Below are 18,446 nucleotides of genomic sequence, written 5' to 3' on the forward strand. Positions count from 1 at the left end.
GAAGAAAACGAAGATTATCAAATAGTAGAAGATGAAATTAAAAAAATAAAAAAACTTTAAGTAAACTATTGTCTTCTTGTGCTAACTGGGTGCTTTAGTGAAAGAAGAATTAATTGATTTTAAGATTGAGATCATGATTTAGTATTCCATTATAGGGCGCAAGAATGGAACAATGATGGATTATTTGAGTAGGCACCAGCAAGGGATTCAATAGTAGATATTTTTTTGGAAATTAACATCATTATTTGAATGAATGACATTGGCGCGATGGTCTAACATCGTGCTTATTTATTCTCAAAAATTGTTGTAATATTATGATGGTTTTGAAATAATTGGAATAAAGCGAACAGGCAGTAGAGTTGAAGGAGAATGACATAACAATATATAAGAGTGAAGAGATTTTATGGAACATATTAAGATTTTCTTTCAAACGGAAGGCTATCATTCGGGCAGGTTGAATTTTTTGTAGATCATTAGTGAAATGCTTTAACAACTGGAGGGGTAGAATATGAGAAATAACTTTCAAATCGTTGCGTTACAAGAGAAGGAGTTTAATAACCTTTTTCTAATGAATGAAGAAGCATTAAAAAGTATCGGGGCAGTCAAAATAATAGCAAATAACAATCCTGGATATCCTTGCAGGATAAGTTTGAAGGATGCAGAGGTAGGAGAAGAGGTAATCTTACTGAATTACCAATATCATAATGTTAATTCGCCTTATAAAGCAAGTGGTCCTATATTTATACGAAAGGGAGCAACTACCGCTAAGCTAGATGTAAATGAAATTCCGCAAATGTTACATCATAGGTATCTATCTGTACGCGGCTACAATGATGACTCAATGATTGTAGAAGCAAGGGTTACAGAAGGTGTAAATTTAAGAGAAAATATAGATGAGATTTTGGATAATAAAGAAGTAGAATATATTCACATTCTTAACGCTAAACCAGGATGCTATAACTGCCTTGTTAATAGAGTGTGAAAATCTTTAAGTATAATTTGCCATATGATAATTGGGTCTAATAGTTAAGTAAACTATACCATTTACATGGTTCCTTATCTTCTTTTAAACGCCTAAGCTGTAGGGGTATGTGGAGGTTCAGGTTGCGGTAAATCAACTTTTGTTAATAATTTGGTTGAGAGGATAGATAGGGAAAATGTTGTAGTAATAGAATTGGATAATTACTATAAAGACAGAACAGGTGTAAGCCAGGAAGAATTAAAACATATTAATTTTGATCACCCTAGTGCTTTTGATATCAATAGATTAATTTCAGATATAAGAAACCTTATTGATGATAAAACCACTCCTACGCCAGTATATAGCTTTAAAACAAGTACAATTATCAGGGAAGAAGTTAAATGTCCCAAACCATTAGCGCTCATTTTATTTTAGACAGAATGAAAAATAATTAATTGTAGGTATTTTCAAATTATGAAATAATTGGTATTAAATAATAGGGCAGGTGTCTTGAAAAAGAATTCAGTAATTTGAAGCTTTTAGGTGTTGTGAGGGAGGAAGGGAACTGTGAGTAGAATAACAAGTGCATTTTTTGCTTATCCATTAATTCTATTATTTTTATTGATGGGATGTTCTCGGGAAGTATCACTTGAGGGTGAGATTGTGAATCTTCTGGAGGATAGTGAAAATAGAGATTATGAGACAGTTATCGAATATGACATAAAAGGTGATTTTATAGTTGTTGTTTATACGAGCAAATCAAATGAGCAGTTAAATATCGGGTTCATCAAGAATAATAAAGGGAAATTGGAATGGGAAATAGGTATAGGTGGGCCAGAATTATCAGGTGGTCATATTTATATTTCAGATCCAATGATAGTAAATGTTATGATTCCCAATGACCCAGAGATAAATTATGTAAAAGTTTTCGGTGAATATGCAAAACAAATTAAATATTCCAAGGCAATTAATTATTGGATTTCATATACAAATAAGTCACCTAGAAGCTTAGACGTTGAGTATATAAAATAGGAAAAACATTATTTAGGGTTAAACTCAGAAAAGAGTGATATTGTTTGGGGAAATTTCCTTATTTAACAAACGGACAGCATTCCTGAATAAGCATAAATTAGAGTTATTGTGTAATTTAAAATAATTTTTCAAAGGGGGTTGCATATGAAAAGATCAAAAGGAAAGAGGTAATTAAGTATAATCTTGATAGTTCTAACAATAGCACTAACGGCTTGTACTTCAAGCCCTGATTTCGAGGCTTATGAAGGAAATTCTTTAGGAATTGCAGTGGTTGGAGACCCGCCAAAAGTAAAAGAGGAACAGGTAAGATTTACGAAGATTTCATTTGATGAAATGACAAGTGAAAAAATAAACTCCTATGATGCGGTCTTTATTACGGAAAGAAAACTTTTTGAAGCTGCTGAAGGCAAGTATGCGGATGTTTATTTAAATTCAACTATTCCAATCTTTTTTATTTCAGCCAAAAATCATATTCCTTTTACTGTGAAGGAAACAAAGTACGATGAGAATTGGAGTTGGTCTGCCGGCAATGGTTATGCGGTTGGCGTTCTTAAATCACAAGAAGATGGTACGTTAAAAAGTTCGAACTACGGTTTGTATAATGATAAAAAAACTACTGACAATATCAAAGATGTATATTCAAGAATTTTCAAGTCAATTGATGAACTAAATTAATAATAAAACAGAAGTATAACGGATCTGCTCCTTTTACTGCTACTTTTGTTGCTAATTGAGTTACTCGTTTTTATATTGGCCATGGATAAAATCTTATTGAATAAATTTCCAGATTAGTAAATAATTGGAATTAAGCAAAATTCTCAAAGGAGAACAGGTGGATGAAAATGATAAAATTAGATAAGTGGTTTTTTCAAATTATCTGGATACCAAAGTTAGATCTTCCTAAAGAGGGCTCCAAATAGGTAGACTTTAAATTACACAACTATTTAATTTCTATTTATTTTGGAGGAATATATATGGAACAAACAATAACAGTACGTGAAATATTAAATATAAAAGAACCTGCAGATAGGATCCCGATGTCAATATCTGTGGATAACAAATGGTTGGCTTTTTGCTTGGACGGAAACAGAGTGGAGCAAAAATCTGAAGGTGTATCGATGGTTGTGGAGGGAATCTCCCAGTGGGTATGCAACATGGAGACGGGACATGCTTTTCCGGTTGCCCCAAATGGAAATAGCAGCTGGGCAGGGGTATGGTCTCCTGATGGCAGGACTCTCGCATTTTATGCAGATATAGACGGTAAGGCATGTCTTTGGTTATGGGATTCCAAGGGAAATGGATTGAAAAAAGCATCCGACCAAATCGTTTGTCCTTTCTTTGGATTTGAAAAACCCATTTGGAGCAAGGATGGACAATATATTATTGTGAAGTCATTACCTTCAGATGGTTTAAGTGCTGATTTCTACTCTACTACAAACCAAGATATCTTCATATCCACAGATAATAAGCCTAAGGTGTTTGATACCCTGATTAATGAGGCGGATGCTAGTAAGATTGATGATGATTCCTGGGTGAACCGTTATCGAGCGGATATACGGAAAATACACCTTGATGCTGGGACTTCCACACTTTTATGTAGTGGACTGAGACCGGTAGGAATGGAACTTTCTAAGGATGGCCTCTCACTAGCCTTTACAAGCTGTTCAGGTGAAGAAAGGGTAGATTCACAACAGAATAATTATGATTTATGGATCTGTTCATTAGATTCTGAGGACTCTCCCAGATGCGTCGCCGGTGATATCCGTATGAACTATGGGCTGACTTTCAGTTGGGGTGATAAACACTCAATCTACTATACTACTAGTGGTCCTTTAGCTGATGGTGGATTGTGGCATGTAGATACCTATACCAGGAAGGTGGAGCTACTCTACAAGAATGAAAAAATTCATTTAGGGCATGATAATGAGCCTCCCAAACGTTTCAATAATGGGAAAGTCGCGCTCGTTGCGAACGGCAAACTATGGTGTTTCAGTCATGATTCAGGCGAATTAGAGGAAATCACCATTAATGGTGAAAGAATTGTTGTTGCTGCATTCCCTGTAACCCTTGATGATCAAATACTTCTTCAAACTCATAATCCTCATGGGAGCAAAGATGGATTTTGCAAGGTGGATTTTAGGACAGGGAAGGAAACCACTTTAATCGAAGAGCAGGCCGGGCACCTTCCTTGGTACGAAGGCGGAAGTGCTTCTGGTGAAAAGACAATAGCCTATTTCTTTCAGGACGCAGACCAACCACCAGCTTTGAAAGTGTTTGATATACAATCCCATAATGAAAAGACGATCGAACTTAACCCGTTAAGCTCTACACAGCTTGGTACTTCTCAATTGATTCATTGGAAAACTGATGATCATGAACTAAAAGGTGCACTGCTTTTACCAAAAAACATAAAAAAGCCTGTTCCTGTCGTCATTCGGGTATATGCCGGTTCGATGCAATCCGAGAGTATCCGGTTGTTTGGACTGAGTCAAACAAAATGTGACAACCATCAACTTTTTGCATCCAGAGGGTATGCTGTCTTTTTACCGGATCTACCCAGGTCCTGGAGTCATGAGCCTGCGGATGAAATCACGAAGGCAATTGAAAATGCAGTGGAAGCATTAGTGAAACATCCTGATATTGATCCAGATAGGATTGCCATTATCGGCCACTCGTTCGGAGGTTATTCCGCACTGGTTGCAATCACAAGATTACAGCTGTTCAAAGCGGCTATCATATCAGCGGGAATCGCCAATACCATAAGCAAATATACACAATTTGATTCATGGGATCCTGATACCACTTCCAATTACGGGATGATAGAGGGGGGGATATTCAATATGGGTGCAACGATGTGGGACGAGCAGGATCGGTATATCAGAAATTCCCCCATATTTGATTTTCATAAGATAGAAACACCGGTACTTATCGTCCAAGGCACGAGAGACCACATTTGTCATGCAGAGGCAGGACCGATGTTTTCCGCGCTGAAGAGGTTGAATAAACCAGCCCAGCTTGTACTTTATGATGAAGATCATCATCAAAGTTCATGGCGCCACGAAAACATAGAAGATTATTATCAACGGGTATTTGATTGGTTAGAAAAGTTCCTCTAAGCATCAAAATAACTACCAATAATCCTATCTGGAAAGTAACAGTGCTTCGATATTACTTGGGAGCTTATCTGCAACAAGGGTAAGCTTCTTTTTAAGATGAATATACAATGAGTATACGTTATATTTTTGAAATGATTAGTACTAAGCAATCGGGCAGGATTATTGAATACGGAATGGGGCGGGAGGATATAGAAATGGGGATTTATAAAAAGCTTTTTTGGATGAGTTTAGTAGTAATTTTATTGTCTGCTTGTAATTATGGTACTGTTGAATGGCACGAAGACTTTAGATTTACAGGAACTGTTGAGAAGAAGCTTATTGATGAAGGTATGTTGGTTATCAAGGAATACGATGCACCAGAAGGTAAAAAACAAGGACTTACCTATCGAATTCCTGTTGATAAAATCGAGGAATATAAAGTTGGAGATAACCTTTTGGTTATTGTTGAAGCGAATATTGAAGAGGATATTTGGGATTTGGATCATCTAAGATTTGAGATAGAACCAATCGAAAACCAATAGTTTTTATTCAGCTATTGGGTGTGATTGATTAGGATTGGGCGGCTGGTCTTCAGCTCTATCTATTATGTTTAAGAGTATATTATTAAAGTAGTTTTTAAGAGGTGGAAATGATGATACGTGCAGTAGGAATATTTCTTAGCTTTTCAGCTATACTAACTTACCTAATTATAGATACTCTTTATTATCCTCTTGAGGAAAAAATAACAAATGATAATTCAGGAGTTACAACTGTAACATATAATTATCCTTCGATGTATTGGCTAATTTGTGTCTTTTTAATAATTATTTTTATTCTTGGGGTATTCTTTATTTTAGCAAAGGAAAGCATATTGAAGAATGTCCAATCTATAATTCTTCAGAGTAACAAACCAAATATGCTTCAAAAGGATTGAGAATAATTACACTTAAACTAACGGGGCTCATTTCCTGAATAAGGATGAGCTTCTTTTTGTTGCCTGTTTTCTAGATATTGTGGTTTTCAAATAATAAATAGAAGTTTTATGGTAATTTATGTTAAAATATAGATATAGATGTTATTCTATTAAAGGGCAAAATAATTGAACAGTTGACATAGCTTTTTTGGAACGATGAATAGAAGCTCAGAAGATTCGGAGGTGATAAATATGAAACTCTGGTTTTTTATTCTTATTTCAGTTACATTCCTTGCCACACTAACAAAATATGTGTTAAATCATAGAAAAGATAGCAATAAAAAGTTTTTTGTGAACACATTTGGTCCAGCATTAGCATTAGGAATATTATTTGCTTCCCTGACGAGCTTAGCAATGTTTTTATTCAAGTAAAGGGCGCGATTGAGGAGTACTTATTTACTTCAGTACTTGCAATAATACTAAGTGATTTTTGGAAAGTGGGGTGATTTTATGTCTGATATCGATATCGTAGACAGACTGATTCAGGATTTTATAAAGGAATTTCCTACTCTAAACAATGCTGTCGATTTATTAGAAAGGTATGAGAGAGTTATAGATGAAAATGCTGATACAAGTAATCTTAAAACAAGTCTCCCTGAAAGCTACCTTCAATACGAAAACTGGTTAAATGAATTATTTGCAAAAGAGAAGGTACCTGGCCATATTATTGCCTTTAATGGTGATAATATCTCCACTTCATTCAGCTAATGGAAGCAATTAAAGTATCATGGATCGCCCTGAATTGTGGAGTTAAGGGGAAATTTAAATAATTTCTTTAGGGGCTGATTAGGTTGTCGCGGTTAAAAATTGGGGATGTTTTCGAGATAGTAGCATTGAATGGGATAAGATTATTTCAATATGTTCATAGTGATGAAACCATGGGACAGTTAATTCGTATTTTTCCCAACTTGTATGAAGAAGGATATACTTCTAAAGATGATTTACAGTTAAACCTAGAATTGTATTGTATTCATTTTCCTTTAATAGATGCTGTAAGGCAAAAGGTAGTTAAAAAAATTGGGAACCATCCTATCCCACTAGATTTTTCCTTGCCGAAAAAATTCAGAAGTAAGCACATTGTAAATGGTGAATTTATTTGTTGGCATATTGTTGATTATGAGAGTTGGAAAAGAGAAAGAGTAGAAAAATTAACATATGAGCAAATGCAAATGTCACCTTGGGGGACCTGGAATGATACTTTACTAAAAAATAGATTGGCTGAAGGCTGGACATTAGATAAATGGATTTAGATTATTCAATTAAAGGACGTTTGATTAATACGGAAATAGCTTATCTGCTCTGCGAATTAATATATCTGAGGTGAACCCCTTGCCAAAAATTGCTCTAATAACAATTACACACGATCCAACAGGGAAAAATATGAAGCTTTTTAAAGAATTACAAGAAGAGATTGAAGGAATTTATTCAGAACTATTTATTACAATCAGTGATGCATCGTGTATTAAACTCTTGGAAGCAATGAAACAAAGCAAATTTAAAGTTAAAGTGATACCAAAAAATGGTGCGGCTGCGGCAAGAAGAGAAGTTTTGAGCTTTGGACTCTCGGGAAAAAGTGAATATTATCATTATTGTGATTTTGATAGACTTCTAACTTGGGGTAAAAATCATATGAATGAACTGAAACAAGTAACATCAAATCCAGAGGGTTACGACTATCTTATTTTAGGGCGTACAGAAAGAGCAATGAATACACACCCTGAGGAATGGATTGAGACGGAAAAGATAACAAACAAAATTTGTTCTCTAGAATTTGGAATGAACGTTGACATAACAGCTGGATCTTGTTTGTTTTCCAAGGTTAGTGCGGAATACATAAATAAATATTCAAAAGAAAAGATGACTGATGCTGAATGGCCAATGATAGTACATAGAATTGCGAAACTAGATATAGGTTTTTATCCTGTTGAAGGTTTAGAGTATCACGAAGAAATAAATGGGATAACTAGAAGCATTAGTGAAGCTGAAAAGTGGATGGGACGATTAAAACTTAGCTCAATTATTAGTGAAACAGCCATAACAACAGGGAAGTAAATTATACCACAATCGGGCGCAATCCTGTAACAAGGATTAGCGCTCATTTTCATTTTTGGGAGAATGAAGAATATCATATTGTAGGAATTTTTAGATTATGAAATAATTGGTATTAAGCAATAGGGCAGGTTTCTTCAAGAAGTATTTGAAAAATTAGCTGAAATCTGAACAACAAAAGGAGGAAATGTTGTTGGGATATATCGTTCATAGCATTCTCCATCTTTCTGTTGGAGCGTGTATAACATATGTACTTCTTAATAAACATTATAATTCTATGGCTAAACGATCTTTAGTTTTATTTATTGGCGGTTTTGCAGGAATTTCACCAGATATAACAAAGTTTTTGGGAGAATTATATGGACACTCATTATTATCGGTTCCGATTATTGGATTATTAATTATGTTAATAACAAGAAAACTATTTTTGGGAATATCAGTTATCAAATTATGGATTGTGTTATCATTTTCTGTTTTAAGCCACATATTTATTGATTACATTGGAAATGGTGTTGCATTATTATATCCGTTTGTTACGAAGGAGTATGGATTTCACATTATCCACGATGAATTATTTTTATATATTCTTTCAATTGCATCGATAATTGCTATCTTTTATAGAAAAGGAAAGTTAGTGATTTTGTCATCCTTACTAATTGTGGCATTATATCTTGGAATTTTATCCTATTCAAAAATACAACTCCACCAAACACTAAAAAGTAAATATCAAGAGCATGAAATTACATTATTGTCCATTTACCCAAGATGGGATAAAAGGTGGGAATTTATGATTAGGACTGATGAACAATCTATTATTGGTTCTGCTTCTATTTTTGGGAGGGATATTCAAATAGAAAGAGAAAGGGAGTGGAATGATTAACGTTTGTTTCCGTCTAGGTCCATTTTAGAGTAGAAGAGATTAAAAGGATGATTGTGTTAAAATTGGTTGGGTTTGTAAAAAGTTCTTCTTAAACAATCGGGAGCTTATGTTGAACAAGGAGGATTGCTCTACTGCAATCCTCCTTGTTTTAAAATTAATAAAATATATGAATTGATACCATATAATCACTGAAGGGGTTTATTAGCTTGTTGGAGAATTAAAGAAGTATAAGGGGTGAAGAGTAATGACTGCTACACATACTTCAGAATGGTCTATTCAACCAAATGAAGCATTCGATATGATCTTATTTTTAAATGCTATTTCAAATAATGATTTTTACAGTAGACACTATCAAGGTGTTAGAGAACATTATAGTATTAGACTTGGAGACGCTGGACTAAAATTAATAGATCAGGTAGTTTCAGTTTTTTCAATGTCGGGGCTTTGTAAATTACTATCTTTTTTTAGTGTGAAATCTCTAGATGATGTTATTAAGTCCCTACAAGACTTTAATCAATTAATTAACAATATTGATATAAAAGAAGAATACATAAAACAACTCGCTGCTAATGTATCAGAGAAAAGAGAACTTTTATTAGATTGCTTTGTTCATATAAAAGAATCTGATATAGATGAAAATTGGAGACGAAATATTAAACCATCAATACAAAATGTTGCGGGTCAATTAAATGGTGCGATGTCATCATTAATTCCATATCAAAATATTCGAACCACTCTCTCAACATTTTTAGGTACCGATTTACCATCGAAATCATACCAGGTTTATTTGGCTACATATATTAAACCCATAGCTTTCCAACTGTCAAAACAAGGTATGGTAACACATCAAGGACCACCAGGTTATATGCCTTTACCAAAACAGATGGCTTGCATTTGTATTCATGAGACAATTCACGGGTTTCCAGGTTCAGAAATAGCACAAATTGAACAAGAAAAGTTTCGCTTAAAAAGCGAAACATTCAATCAAAGTTACTTAGATATTATAAATAATTGGCACAGTGGACCAGAAGAATTCTTTGTGGTTGGAGCCGAAGCCTATTTAACACAAGCTCTAAATTTACGAACAAATGATGAATGTATTCAATATTTAAATACCCAAAATAATGGAATGCCATTTTCAATGGAGATATACAAAAAGTTGAGTAAAGAAAAACCTGAACAGAATTCTAATTGGATGGGTTTTGGGGAATGGGTATCAAATGCACTTAAGAATAATGAAATTAACATTTGTGAAAATATTGTCTAATAACAAGTGTGTTTCTTTAAAAGTAAGAATCCCCATTTCTTATTGTGTTAACTTGTTCGTATCTTCAAAAAGAAAATATAATGATCTTCTATAATCGGGAGCAAGATGTGTCCCCTTTCATAATATTAGAAAAGACCTAACCATAGGTTATGGAAGGTCTTTTTGAATCAATTGTATGGATTTTCATACTTGTGAAACCTAGATCCGCCTTCGAGTGACTTCCCTGATTCTGCGTCAATAACGATATACTTCCAATTTTCCTTGTCCTTTGTCTGAATAAAAGTACCGAAAAAATAAACTTGTCGGTCGGGATGAATAGTAGGAGTGAGTTTTTGTTTTGGTTGATTTACATGTGCACCTGTTTTCATTTCAAATCTCCACAAAATATCGGGAAATTCCTTGTAAGGTATTTTTTGTCTCATACTAAATGTTGCGTCCTCATACTCTTTGTAAATAGAAGCTTTTAGCTGGTGATAATACTCATCTTCACTCATGAATTCTCTTTCTTTGTTATTAGAGTATTCCCATTGTTGGGCTGAGATAGGACTTACAGCAAGAACTAACAAACAAAGCAAGCCTATTACATGGATAAGCACTTTCTTCATTTTATTGCCTCCTTTTTTTTAGAATTTCCTATTAATTGGTCTCTATTCAGACACAACGATTCCACAATCAGGAGCGATTGTTGAGTCAATGAAATAATTCATTATAGAGTAATGCACATACAGAAGGAGGGATTGAATGTCAGAAAAGGAAAGAGAAAGACTCAAGAATAGAGAACAACAAAGAAACCCAGGGGCGGCTTTTAACAATGCACTGAATCGAGCTATTACTGTTAATCCTAATGGAAGTGGATGTTTATTGATTGTGATTATACTTCTAATATTTGTTTTATTTAAAGCTTGCTCTTCTTAATCCATTATTGGGTACGATGGCAAAAGTTTTGGATTGAGTCTGTTATTCAAGAAAAGGGAGCAATCCTGGAACAAGGATAAGCGCTAAATTTTCATTCAGGGCTAAATTGATGAAGAACGAACTTAAATATTAAACGGATATTTTTGCTGTGAAGTTTTACACTTTAACTAACGGAGCAGGGAGTTCTACATGGTACGCCATTATTCTGGGAAAATAGGAGTTAATAATGTTGAAGACCAATAGGAGACAGACCATAAATAAAAACGAATTGTATGTTTATCATATTGTTACTAGGAAAAAAATGAGTCTTGGGCAGATAATTAACTTTGACAAGAACCAAAAAAATACCTTATATAGTTTCTTTTTTGAGAAGGAACAATCGAATTCTAAAGGTGAAGACTTTATTCAGATTTTATACGGTAATTATACAAATGAAGGCTTGAACATAAATAAAGAAAATGCCGAAGTTGCTATTAAGTATGTAGGTCAAACAATCAGAGCTATTAGAGAAGTGATAGTAGAAATGGTTAGACTACAAGAATATCCTGAATATCCTTCAAGATTGTCTTGCTTATATGCTGCAAAAAGCTATAAAGAGGTTTTGAAATGGAAAGAATTATTTGATTCTTACAATCGGAAAGTTTTGCAGATTGTTAAACTTCGAGTTATTGGAAATTCTTTTGAAGGTGATGGAAACCTATTACCAAAGGAAGATGGGGTTCCTTTCACTCAAAAAATTGAACAAGCTAGAGAATATTGGAGGGGTAATGTAAAAAGCGAGCTTCCAGAGCTTTTGATTAACGGAAAAATTGAAGTGGTAGAAATTATTGATGATTTCTCAGCTTAAAATCTAGGAAAGGCGTATTTGTTTAACCAACTTGTAGCTGTAGTTTATCAAGACATAGTATTTAAGATATTCAACAAAAGAGGGAATTAACGGAAGACCAATTACTAATGTCTTTTAAGATTATCTTGAAATCAAGTCTTCTGCTAAAGGGTGCAAGTGTTGAAGATCAGAGCTGTCACTGCGGCAGCTTTTTTTATAGTTCTACAAAAAAGGATTTACCTTCCATAGGTCGAAATACATATAAATCTTATTTTGAGGAGTGTTTCTATGGGTTATATTATAGATTTAAGAAAAATAGTTGGCAGTCGTCCACTTGTTATAACTGGAGCAAGTGTTATCCTTTTAGATAAAAATAATAGGTTGTTATTACAATTAAGAAAAGATAATAACTGTTGGGGATTGGCGGGAGGCTCTCTAGAGCCTGGAGAGACACTAGAAGAGGCGGCTAAGAGGGAGTTGCTTGAAGAAACCGGTTTAGTAGCAAATGAACTACAGTTGTTTAAAATCTTTTCAGGAGAAGAATTTTACTATAAGTATCCACACGGTGATGAAGTATATAATGTAATTGCTACCTATATTTGTACGGACTATGATGGAGAAATTAGAATAGATAACGATGAGGTTAAAGAATTACGCTTTTTTAATGTTAATCAAATTCCCTCGAACATAAGCCCTCCAGACCTTATAGTGATAAGGGAATTTATTTATTCTACATTGTTGAAATAAAGTATACTATGTTCAATGAGCTGCCGGATTAGGCGTTTTTTTGTTCAATTAAAGGGGAAGAGATTCTTGAATAAGGGTTTAATAGAATTAGGAGGGGAATAAGAAGAATGGACCTAAAGTATTTCATTGGAATCGTCCCACCAGAAGAATGTTTAAAACAAATTGAGCAATTTCAAAAAAGATGGGTACACCATTTAGGTGTAGAACCACATATAACTTTGAAAGCACAAGGGGGGTTAACCTCAGATAAAAAGTGGATAGACAAAGTACAAAAAGTATGTGAGAATTTTCAACCCTTTAAAGTATCATTAGATAAGCCACGGTATTTTGGAGATAACATTCTATATTTGAGTGTTAATTCAAATGAATTAGTCAACTTACATTATAAAATAGTACAAGTAATTTCACCATCAAATGACCTAATAAAGCAGTATTTTGAACTCGATAACTTCGTACCCCACTTAACCTTAGGAAAAGAACAGTACGGTGGAAACATTTCTTCTGGACTAACAAAACAAGCTCTAAAAGAAATGGAAAAAATAGCTGAAAAAGAATTGATGCCTTACCCTAATTTTGATGTGAATTTTATTAGGATCTATGAATTCAATGTAGAAAAGAAAAGATACGAAAAATATTTAGATGTGTCTTTAGGTAATTGACCTAAAGTAAGCAAGAATCAATACGGGAACATACATACAGTTTGAATGAAGAAACCTATCAATTATATATAGAAATCTGTATTGAATATTAGGAAGCGATAACCTAATAGGGCAATCGCCTAATTTAAGGTGCGGGAGAGTTTTATGCAGACAAAAATTGCAGTTTTAACGGATATACACGGGAACAGTGCCGCACTAAAAGCCGTACTTTCCGATATTGAAAGTGATTGTGAAGTTGAACATATATACTGCCTGGGAGATTTAATTGCTATTGGACACGAAACAGATGAAGTTCTTGAACAATTGCATTCACGAAGTGATATGACATTGGTATTAGGTAATCACGATGAAGCTATTCTTAATATACTCGAAGGGAAAGAACCTGGAAGCCAAGGTGAGGTAAGGGAACATCATTATTGGATTGCCAAGCATATGAATCCGAAGTTTCACTCTTTTCTAAGTAATATTCCAAAAAGCATAACTACTGAAATTAACGGTATGAAAATACGTTTTGTTCATTATCACTTGGACTGTAACGGTCAATATCTACCGATAGATCGTAGCCCTTCCTCAGCAAAACTGGACGAATTATATAAAGATGAAGACGCAGAGATAATCTGTTTTGGTCATCACCATATACTCCACCATTTTAAAACAAATAATCAACTATTTATTAATCCAGGTTCTTTGGGTTGTAATCACAAACCTATTGCTGCATATTCAACATTGCAAATAAGAGATAACTGTTCTATCAACTGTACTTTTAAAGAAGTCCTTTACGACAACAAAAAATTCCTGCTTGATTATTGTAACTTACAGGTTCCAGCTAAAGACTCTATTTTGAATTTCTTTTATGGGAATCAACATCGTATTTTAGAATAAAAAATTAAAAAAGTTACTCCTTTATAGGGAGGGATTGCAGCATAGCGGGTCGCTCCTTTCTTAAGAATTGGACAGTATTTTTGAAAACTAGAGGTGGAGATTCTTTTGCAAATAAGACTAAAAAATGAACACTTGCTTGAGATTAGAAATTATAGAGAAGAAGACTTTATACATATAAATAAGCTAAATGCAGACGAAAAGTGGAGTAACCTTGTGGGAAACAAAGGAAGTACAAAGGGAGCTTGGGATAATTCAAATATTGCTTATGTAGCAGAACTAAATGGACAGGTAATTGGATATGTTAGGGGACTTACAGACAAATCTATTACATTGTTCATTTGCGAAGTATTAATAAGTCAGAATTACCGTGGGTTAGGCATTGGAGAAGTATTGCTTAATTATGTCCATAGTTTATACCCAACGACAAGAATGGAAATGCTAGCAAACAGTACATCTCGTACTTATTATGAACAAAAAGGATTTAGAACGTTTTATGGTTTTAGAAAGACATATAAAGAGTAATTGAAAGTCAATCGATCACTTATCTGTCAAAAGGTAAGTGTCTTTTTAATTAATGAAAAAATGATTGAGTTTATTAATCTATTTTGAAATAATTGGTATTAAGTAATCGGGCAGAATAATTGAACAGTTGACATAGCTTTTTTGGAACGATGAATAGAAGCTCAGAAGATTCGGAGGTGATAAATATGAAACTCTGGTTTTTTATGCTTATTTCAGTTACATTCCTTGCCACACTAACAAAATATGTGTTAAATCAAAGAAAAGATAGCAATAAAAAGGTTTTTGTGAACACATTTGGTCCAGCATTAGCATTAGGAATATTATTTGCTTCCCTGACGAGCTTAGCAATGTTTTTATTCAAGTAAAGGGCGCAATTCCAGAATAAGAATTGCCCTCTTTTTTAATGTAAAGAGCCTAATTGTTGAACATCCTTGTACAATTTATTGAAATTTGAAATAATTGTTATTAAGCTAAAAGCTGGTTAGTAGTAGTGATGGTATAATATTCATAATATAAAAAGAAAGGTGTGATGTCTTATGACTAATACATTTAATCACATAGATAATACAAGTAGTTCTCGAAAAAGGTTAAAGAAGGGAAGATATCACAATGTTAACGAAGGAAAAAACATTTAATTTTATTTCAGAAACAGAAAGATTAGTTATAAGACCATTAAAAGGTGACGATTATCTAAATTGGTTTAACGTGTTTAATAATAGATTTCCATCTCAGCATAGACACGACAAAGGAAAAATTGATATGAGTGAATGTACTGAGGAATGGTTTCATAATTTGGTGAGGAAACACCAGGAGTTAGCATTAAATGATACAGCTCACGTATTCGGTGTCTTTCGGAAAAATGATGGTATTCATTTGGGAATGGTTGACTTCTCTACATTAGCAAGAGATAGTTTTCAATGGGGTAGAATAGGATACACGATTCATAATCAGTTTTGGAGAAATGGTTACGGCAAAGAGGCGGTAAAAGAAGCTCTAAGTATTGCCTTTAGAGACTTGAATTTCCATCGTATTGAGGCTCATATAAACGCTGATAATGCTCCTTCTATAAATTTAGCAAAGAGTGCAGGAATGAAATTTGAATGTATTCGTAAAGGGTTTATATATGAATATGAAGATTGGACTGACCATCTGGTCTATTACATAAATTCAAAGTAATCTTTCTTCATCGGGCGCGATCCTGGAACAAGGATCAGCGCTCATTTTTCATTTTAGGGCCATATAATTGAATATTAGGATTGATTAAAATTTGAAATTTGAAATAATTGGAAGTGAAAAAGAGGATAATGTTTTGAAAACAAACCAACAGGGCCATTAAATAGGAGTTTTAAAAGAAAGGGATGATTTTTTGAAACGAATTGCTATAGATATGGATGAAGTGATAGCTGACTTTCATAAGAAACACTTGAATATGTATAATCAAAACTTCAATGAAGAGCTGATTAATTCTGATTTAGATGGAACAAGATTATGGAAAATTCGTCCTCAAGTTGCTGAAGAAATACTCGCTTATGTAGATGAACCAACCTTCTTTCGTGATTTAGAAGTAATGGAAGGGAGCCAGGAAGTAATAAAAGAGCTTAGTAAAACATTTGAAATCTTCATTACCACCGCCGCAATGGAACATCCGAATTCTTTTACAGCGAAGTATGAATGGCTCAAAGAGCATTTTCCTTTCCTATCCGACTTGAATTTTGTCTTCTGTGGCAACAAAAGTATCATTAACGCTGATTATTTAATTGACGACAGCCCAAGGCATTTTAAAGACTTTAAGGGACAAGGGATTCTATTTTCTGCCCCTCATAATAAATATACGACCGATTATGTTCGTGTGAATAACTGGGAAGAAGTAAGGATGTATTTTCTTAAATAGATTTTGAAGAAAATAGCTGGAGAGTGTGGAATGAATATGGAAATAGTTAAGTTGACCGGAACTCTGTTATCTCAGTATAAAAATCGAAATTCGCCTTACCGGCCATTTATCCTTGGTATTGATGGACTAGGTGGATCAGGTAAGACCACACTAGCCTTACAGCTCAAAAATGAATTGAAGGCAGCAAATTGCGAAACTGTAATTTTGCATATCGATGATTATATTGTTGAAAGAGAGAACCGTTACCAAACAGGTTATGAAGAATGGTACGAATATTACTATCTACAATGGGATATTGCTTTGATTCAAGCAGAATTGTTCAAGAAATTGCATAGTAACATTAGTCTTTTAACTTTACCTTTTTATGATAATTCAAGTAACAATATACTCGATAGAAAAGTGAAGATGCCGTCTAGTGCAATTATTATTGTCGAAGGGGTATTTTTACAAAGAAAAGAATGGCGGAATTACTTTGATTTTAAGATTTTTCTTGATTGTACTCAAGAATTAAGATTTAAGAGAGTTTTAGGACGAGATGTGTATCTTGGTGACTATCAAGCAAGGCTTGAAAAATATAAAAGAAGATATTGGTTAGCTGAAGATTACTACCTTAATGAAGAAAAACCAATAGAAAATGCAGATTACATATATAGCGTTACATAAAAAAAGACATTCTGTACAAAAAATATTAATGAGGTGTAAAGTGATTAAGTATTTAGGAACCCCACATATAGAAACTGATAGATTAATACTAGAGAAGTTTCATCTCAATGATGCCCAAAAAGTTTTTGATCACTGGCTAGCCGATGAAAGAGTAGCAGACAACCGCATAAATGCAGCCCATAAAACAATCTCAGAAACTATAGAGAGAGTGAACAAGATTGTGACGGGATATGAAAGTGAAGAGTTTTGTTACTGGGCTATAAAACTAAAAGATAGTGGAGAACTAATTGGCGAAATAGACTTGTATGATTTTGATAAAATGACCGAAAATTGTGAAGTGAGTTATTCACTAGGCTATGAGTGGTGGAACAGGGGCTATGGTACTGAAGCATTGAGAGCAATTGTAGAATTCGGCTTTAGACAAATGAATATTCATAAAATCTCAGCCGCACACAATACAGATAATCCAGCATCCGGAAGAATAATGAGTAAGGCCGGGATGGTACAAGAAGGAATTATTAGAGATATGATTCGCAATTCAAAAAATCAGTATAAGGATTGTGCGGTTTATGGAATTCTACAAGAAGAATTTAATAGCAAGAATTTTGGTCTTCAAAAGGGAACTAATTAACTTAGTTTGAATCAGACTATTGGGAAAGAAGGCTATATAATGGAAAAAAAAATGATACAAGTAGGAGAAGTAAAGAAGATTTTTGTTTGAATCCTGGTCTTTAGAGTCAAGTTCAAAATGGAGTAAGGACAATCCTGCCAAAGGACAATGCGGGGTAACTGCATTAGTAGTACATGATATCTTGGGTGGGGAGATAAGGAAAACCAAGCTGTCAGATGGATGGCATTTTTATAACTTCATTAATAAGGAACGACACGATCTAACAGCTTCTCAATTTAAAGAGGTCATCGCTTATAAGGACTTACTTTCAACTAGAGAAGAAGCATTTGCTGATACTAATGCTGAACAGTATATCAAAAGTACTAACGGCATTGTTCAGCTAAAGAGCAGGTTTATAAAACAAACATTATGTAACTTTTAGCGAGAAATGAACTCTTGTTAAGGTAGGAGGGT

24 protein-coding genes and 1 pseudogene are annotated in these 18,446 nt (G+C 33.9%); 24 read left to right on the forward strand and 1 reads right to left on the reverse strand.

The window, feature by feature from the left end; all coding sequences use genetic code 11:
- Window positions 1-508: 508 nt before the first annotated feature.
- The 12 genes and pseudogenes from ACQCT5_RS03570 to ACQCT5_RS03625 all read left to right on the forward strand — a co-directional run bounded on the left by ACQCT5_RS03570 (window position 509) and on the right by ACQCT5_RS03625 (window position 10,257).
- Window positions 509-982, forward strand: a complete 474-nt coding sequence (locus ACQCT5_RS03570) for a DUF1203 domain-containing protein (RefSeq protein ID WP_499639116.1) — start codon at window positions 509-511, stop codon at window positions 980-982.
- Window positions 983-1,093: 111 nt separating this feature from the next.
- Window positions 1,094-1,396, forward strand: a pseudogene (locus tag ACQCT5_RS03575) (uridine kinase family protein); the annotation flags it as partial.
- A 132-nt stretch (window positions 1,397-1,528) separates the two neighbouring features.
- The gene (locus ACQCT5_RS03580; protein ID WP_499639118.1) at window positions 1,529-1,993 is read left to right on the forward strand and encodes a hypothetical protein; all 465 of its coding nucleotides are present in this window, start codon (window positions 1,529-1,531) and stop codon (window positions 1,991-1,993) included.
- Window positions 1,994-2,176: 183 nt separating this feature from the next.
- Window positions 2,177-2,668, forward strand: coding sequence for a hypothetical protein (locus ACQCT5_RS03585; protein ID WP_499639120.1), 492 nt, complete (start codon window positions 2,177-2,179; stop codon window positions 2,666-2,668).
- A 299-nt stretch (window positions 2,669-2,967) separates the two neighbouring features.
- Entirely contained in the window at window positions 2,968-5,109 is a 2,142-nt protein-coding gene (locus ACQCT5_RS03590; RefSeq protein ID WP_499639122.1) for a S9 family peptidase, read from the forward strand.
- A 107-nt stretch (window positions 5,110-5,216) separates the two neighbouring features.
- Window positions 5,217-5,630 (forward strand): hypothetical protein, encoded by a 414-nt coding sequence (locus ACQCT5_RS03595; RefSeq protein WP_499639124.1) that lies wholly within the window; start codon window positions 5,217-5,219, stop codon window positions 5,628-5,630.
- Between the two features lie 107 nt (window positions 5,631-5,737).
- The gene (locus ACQCT5_RS03600) at window positions 5,738-6,022 is read left to right on the forward strand and encodes a hypothetical protein (protein ID WP_499639126.1); all 285 of its coding nucleotides are present in this window, start codon (window positions 5,738-5,740) and stop codon (window positions 6,020-6,022) included.
- Window positions 6,023-6,511: 489 nt separating this feature from the next.
- Entirely contained in the window at window positions 6,512-6,769 is a 258-nt protein-coding gene (locus ACQCT5_RS03605; protein WP_499639128.1) for a hypothetical protein, read from the forward strand.
- An 83-nt stretch (window positions 6,770-6,852) separates the two neighbouring features.
- Entirely contained in the window at window positions 6,853-7,311 is a 459-nt protein-coding gene (locus tag ACQCT5_RS03610) for a hypothetical protein (RefSeq protein WP_499639130.1), read from the forward strand.
- 79 nt (window positions 7,312-7,390) lie between these two features.
- Window positions 7,391-8,113: a hypothetical protein gene (locus ACQCT5_RS03615; protein WP_499639132.1), complete on the forward strand. Its 723-nt coding sequence runs from the start codon at window positions 7,391-7,393 to the stop codon at window positions 8,111-8,113.
- A 190-nt stretch (window positions 8,114-8,303) separates the two neighbouring features.
- Window positions 8,304-8,990, forward strand: a complete 687-nt coding sequence (locus ACQCT5_RS03620) for a metal-dependent hydrolase (RefSeq protein ID WP_499639134.1) — start codon at window positions 8,304-8,306, stop codon at window positions 8,988-8,990.
- 244 nt (window positions 8,991-9,234) lie between these two features.
- Window positions 9,235-10,257, forward strand: a complete 1,023-nt coding sequence (locus ACQCT5_RS03625) for a hypothetical protein (protein ID WP_499639136.1) — start codon at window positions 9,235-9,237, stop codon at window positions 10,255-10,257.
- 167 nt (window positions 10,258-10,424) lie between these two features.
- Here ACQCT5_RS03625 and ACQCT5_RS03630 read toward each other — a convergent pair whose 3' ends face one another.
- On the reverse strand, window positions 10,425-10,862 hold the full coding sequence (locus ACQCT5_RS03630) for a hypothetical protein (RefSeq protein ID WP_499639138.1): 438 nt from the start codon (window positions 10,860-10,862) through the stop codon (window positions 10,425-10,427).
- Between the two features lie 136 nt (window positions 10,863-10,998).
- Here ACQCT5_RS03630 and ACQCT5_RS03635 point away from each other — a divergent pair, with 136 nt between their 5' ends.
- The 12 genes from ACQCT5_RS03635 to ACQCT5_RS03690 all read left to right on the forward strand — a co-directional run bounded on the left by ACQCT5_RS03635 (window position 10,999) and on the right by ACQCT5_RS03690 (window position 18,414).
- A complete protein-coding gene (locus tag ACQCT5_RS03635; protein ID WP_499639139.1) occupies window positions 10,999-11,172 on the forward strand; it encodes a hypothetical protein in 174 nt (57 codons plus the stop codon).
- Between the two features lie 253 nt (window positions 11,173-11,425).
- Window positions 11,426-12,019 (forward strand): DUF2441 domain-containing protein, encoded by a 594-nt coding sequence (locus tag ACQCT5_RS03640; protein ID WP_499639960.1) that lies wholly within the window; start codon window positions 11,426-11,428, stop codon window positions 12,017-12,019.
- Window positions 12,020-12,286: 267 nt separating this feature from the next.
- A complete protein-coding gene (locus tag ACQCT5_RS03645) occupies window positions 12,287-12,745 on the forward strand; it encodes an NUDIX hydrolase (protein WP_499639141.1) in 459 nt (152 codons plus the stop codon).
- A gap of 107 nt (window positions 12,746-12,852) precedes the next feature.
- On the forward strand, window positions 12,853-13,404 hold the full coding sequence (locus ACQCT5_RS03650) for a 2'-5' RNA ligase family protein (protein ID WP_499639143.1): 552 nt from the start codon (window positions 12,853-12,855) through the stop codon (window positions 13,402-13,404).
- A 144-nt stretch (window positions 13,405-13,548) separates the two neighbouring features.
- Window positions 13,549-14,286, forward strand: coding sequence for a metallophosphoesterase family protein (locus ACQCT5_RS03655; RefSeq protein ID WP_499639145.1), 738 nt, complete (start codon window positions 13,549-13,551; stop codon window positions 14,284-14,286).
- Between the two features lie 105 nt (window positions 14,287-14,391).
- Entirely contained in the window at window positions 14,392-14,808 is a 417-nt protein-coding gene (locus ACQCT5_RS03660) for a GNAT family N-acetyltransferase (RefSeq protein ID WP_499639147.1), read from the forward strand.
- 185 nt (window positions 14,809-14,993) lie between these two features.
- Window positions 14,994-15,173 (forward strand): hypothetical protein, encoded by a 180-nt coding sequence (locus ACQCT5_RS03665; RefSeq protein ID WP_499639149.1) that lies wholly within the window; start codon window positions 14,994-14,996, stop codon window positions 15,171-15,173.
- Window positions 15,174-15,417: 244 nt separating this feature from the next.
- Window positions 15,418-15,984 carry a GNAT family N-acetyltransferase gene (locus ACQCT5_RS03670; protein ID WP_499639151.1) on the forward strand — a complete coding sequence of 189 codons (567 nt, stop codon included), beginning with the start codon at window positions 15,418-15,420 and terminating at the stop codon, window positions 15,982-15,984.
- A 190-nt stretch (window positions 15,985-16,174) separates the two neighbouring features.
- Complete coding sequence (locus tag ACQCT5_RS03675) at window positions 16,175-16,699, forward strand: 5' nucleotidase, NT5C type (RefSeq protein WP_499639153.1); 525 nt, start codon at window positions 16,175-16,177, stop codon at window positions 16,697-16,699.
- A gap of 30 nt (window positions 16,700-16,729) precedes the next feature.
- Window positions 16,730-17,362 carry a kinase gene (locus tag ACQCT5_RS03680; RefSeq protein ID WP_499639154.1) on the forward strand — a complete coding sequence of 211 codons (633 nt, stop codon included), beginning with the start codon at window positions 16,730-16,732 and terminating at the stop codon, window positions 17,360-17,362.
- 40 nt (window positions 17,363-17,402) lie between these two features.
- On the forward strand, window positions 17,403-17,993 hold the full coding sequence (locus tag ACQCT5_RS03685; protein ID WP_499639156.1) for a GNAT family N-acetyltransferase: 591 nt from the start codon (window positions 17,403-17,405) through the stop codon (window positions 17,991-17,993).
- 82 nt (window positions 17,994-18,075) lie between these two features.
- Window positions 18,076-18,414 (forward strand): YunG family protein, encoded by a 339-nt coding sequence (locus ACQCT5_RS03690; protein WP_499639158.1) that lies wholly within the window; start codon window positions 18,076-18,078, stop codon window positions 18,412-18,414.
- Window positions 18,415-18,446 lie beyond the last annotated feature (32 nt).

This window comes from Sutcliffiella halmapala (assembly GCF_050107295.1).
GTDB lineage: Bacteria > Bacillota > Bacilli > Bacillales > Bacillaceae_I > Sutcliffiella_A > Sutcliffiella_A halmapala_A.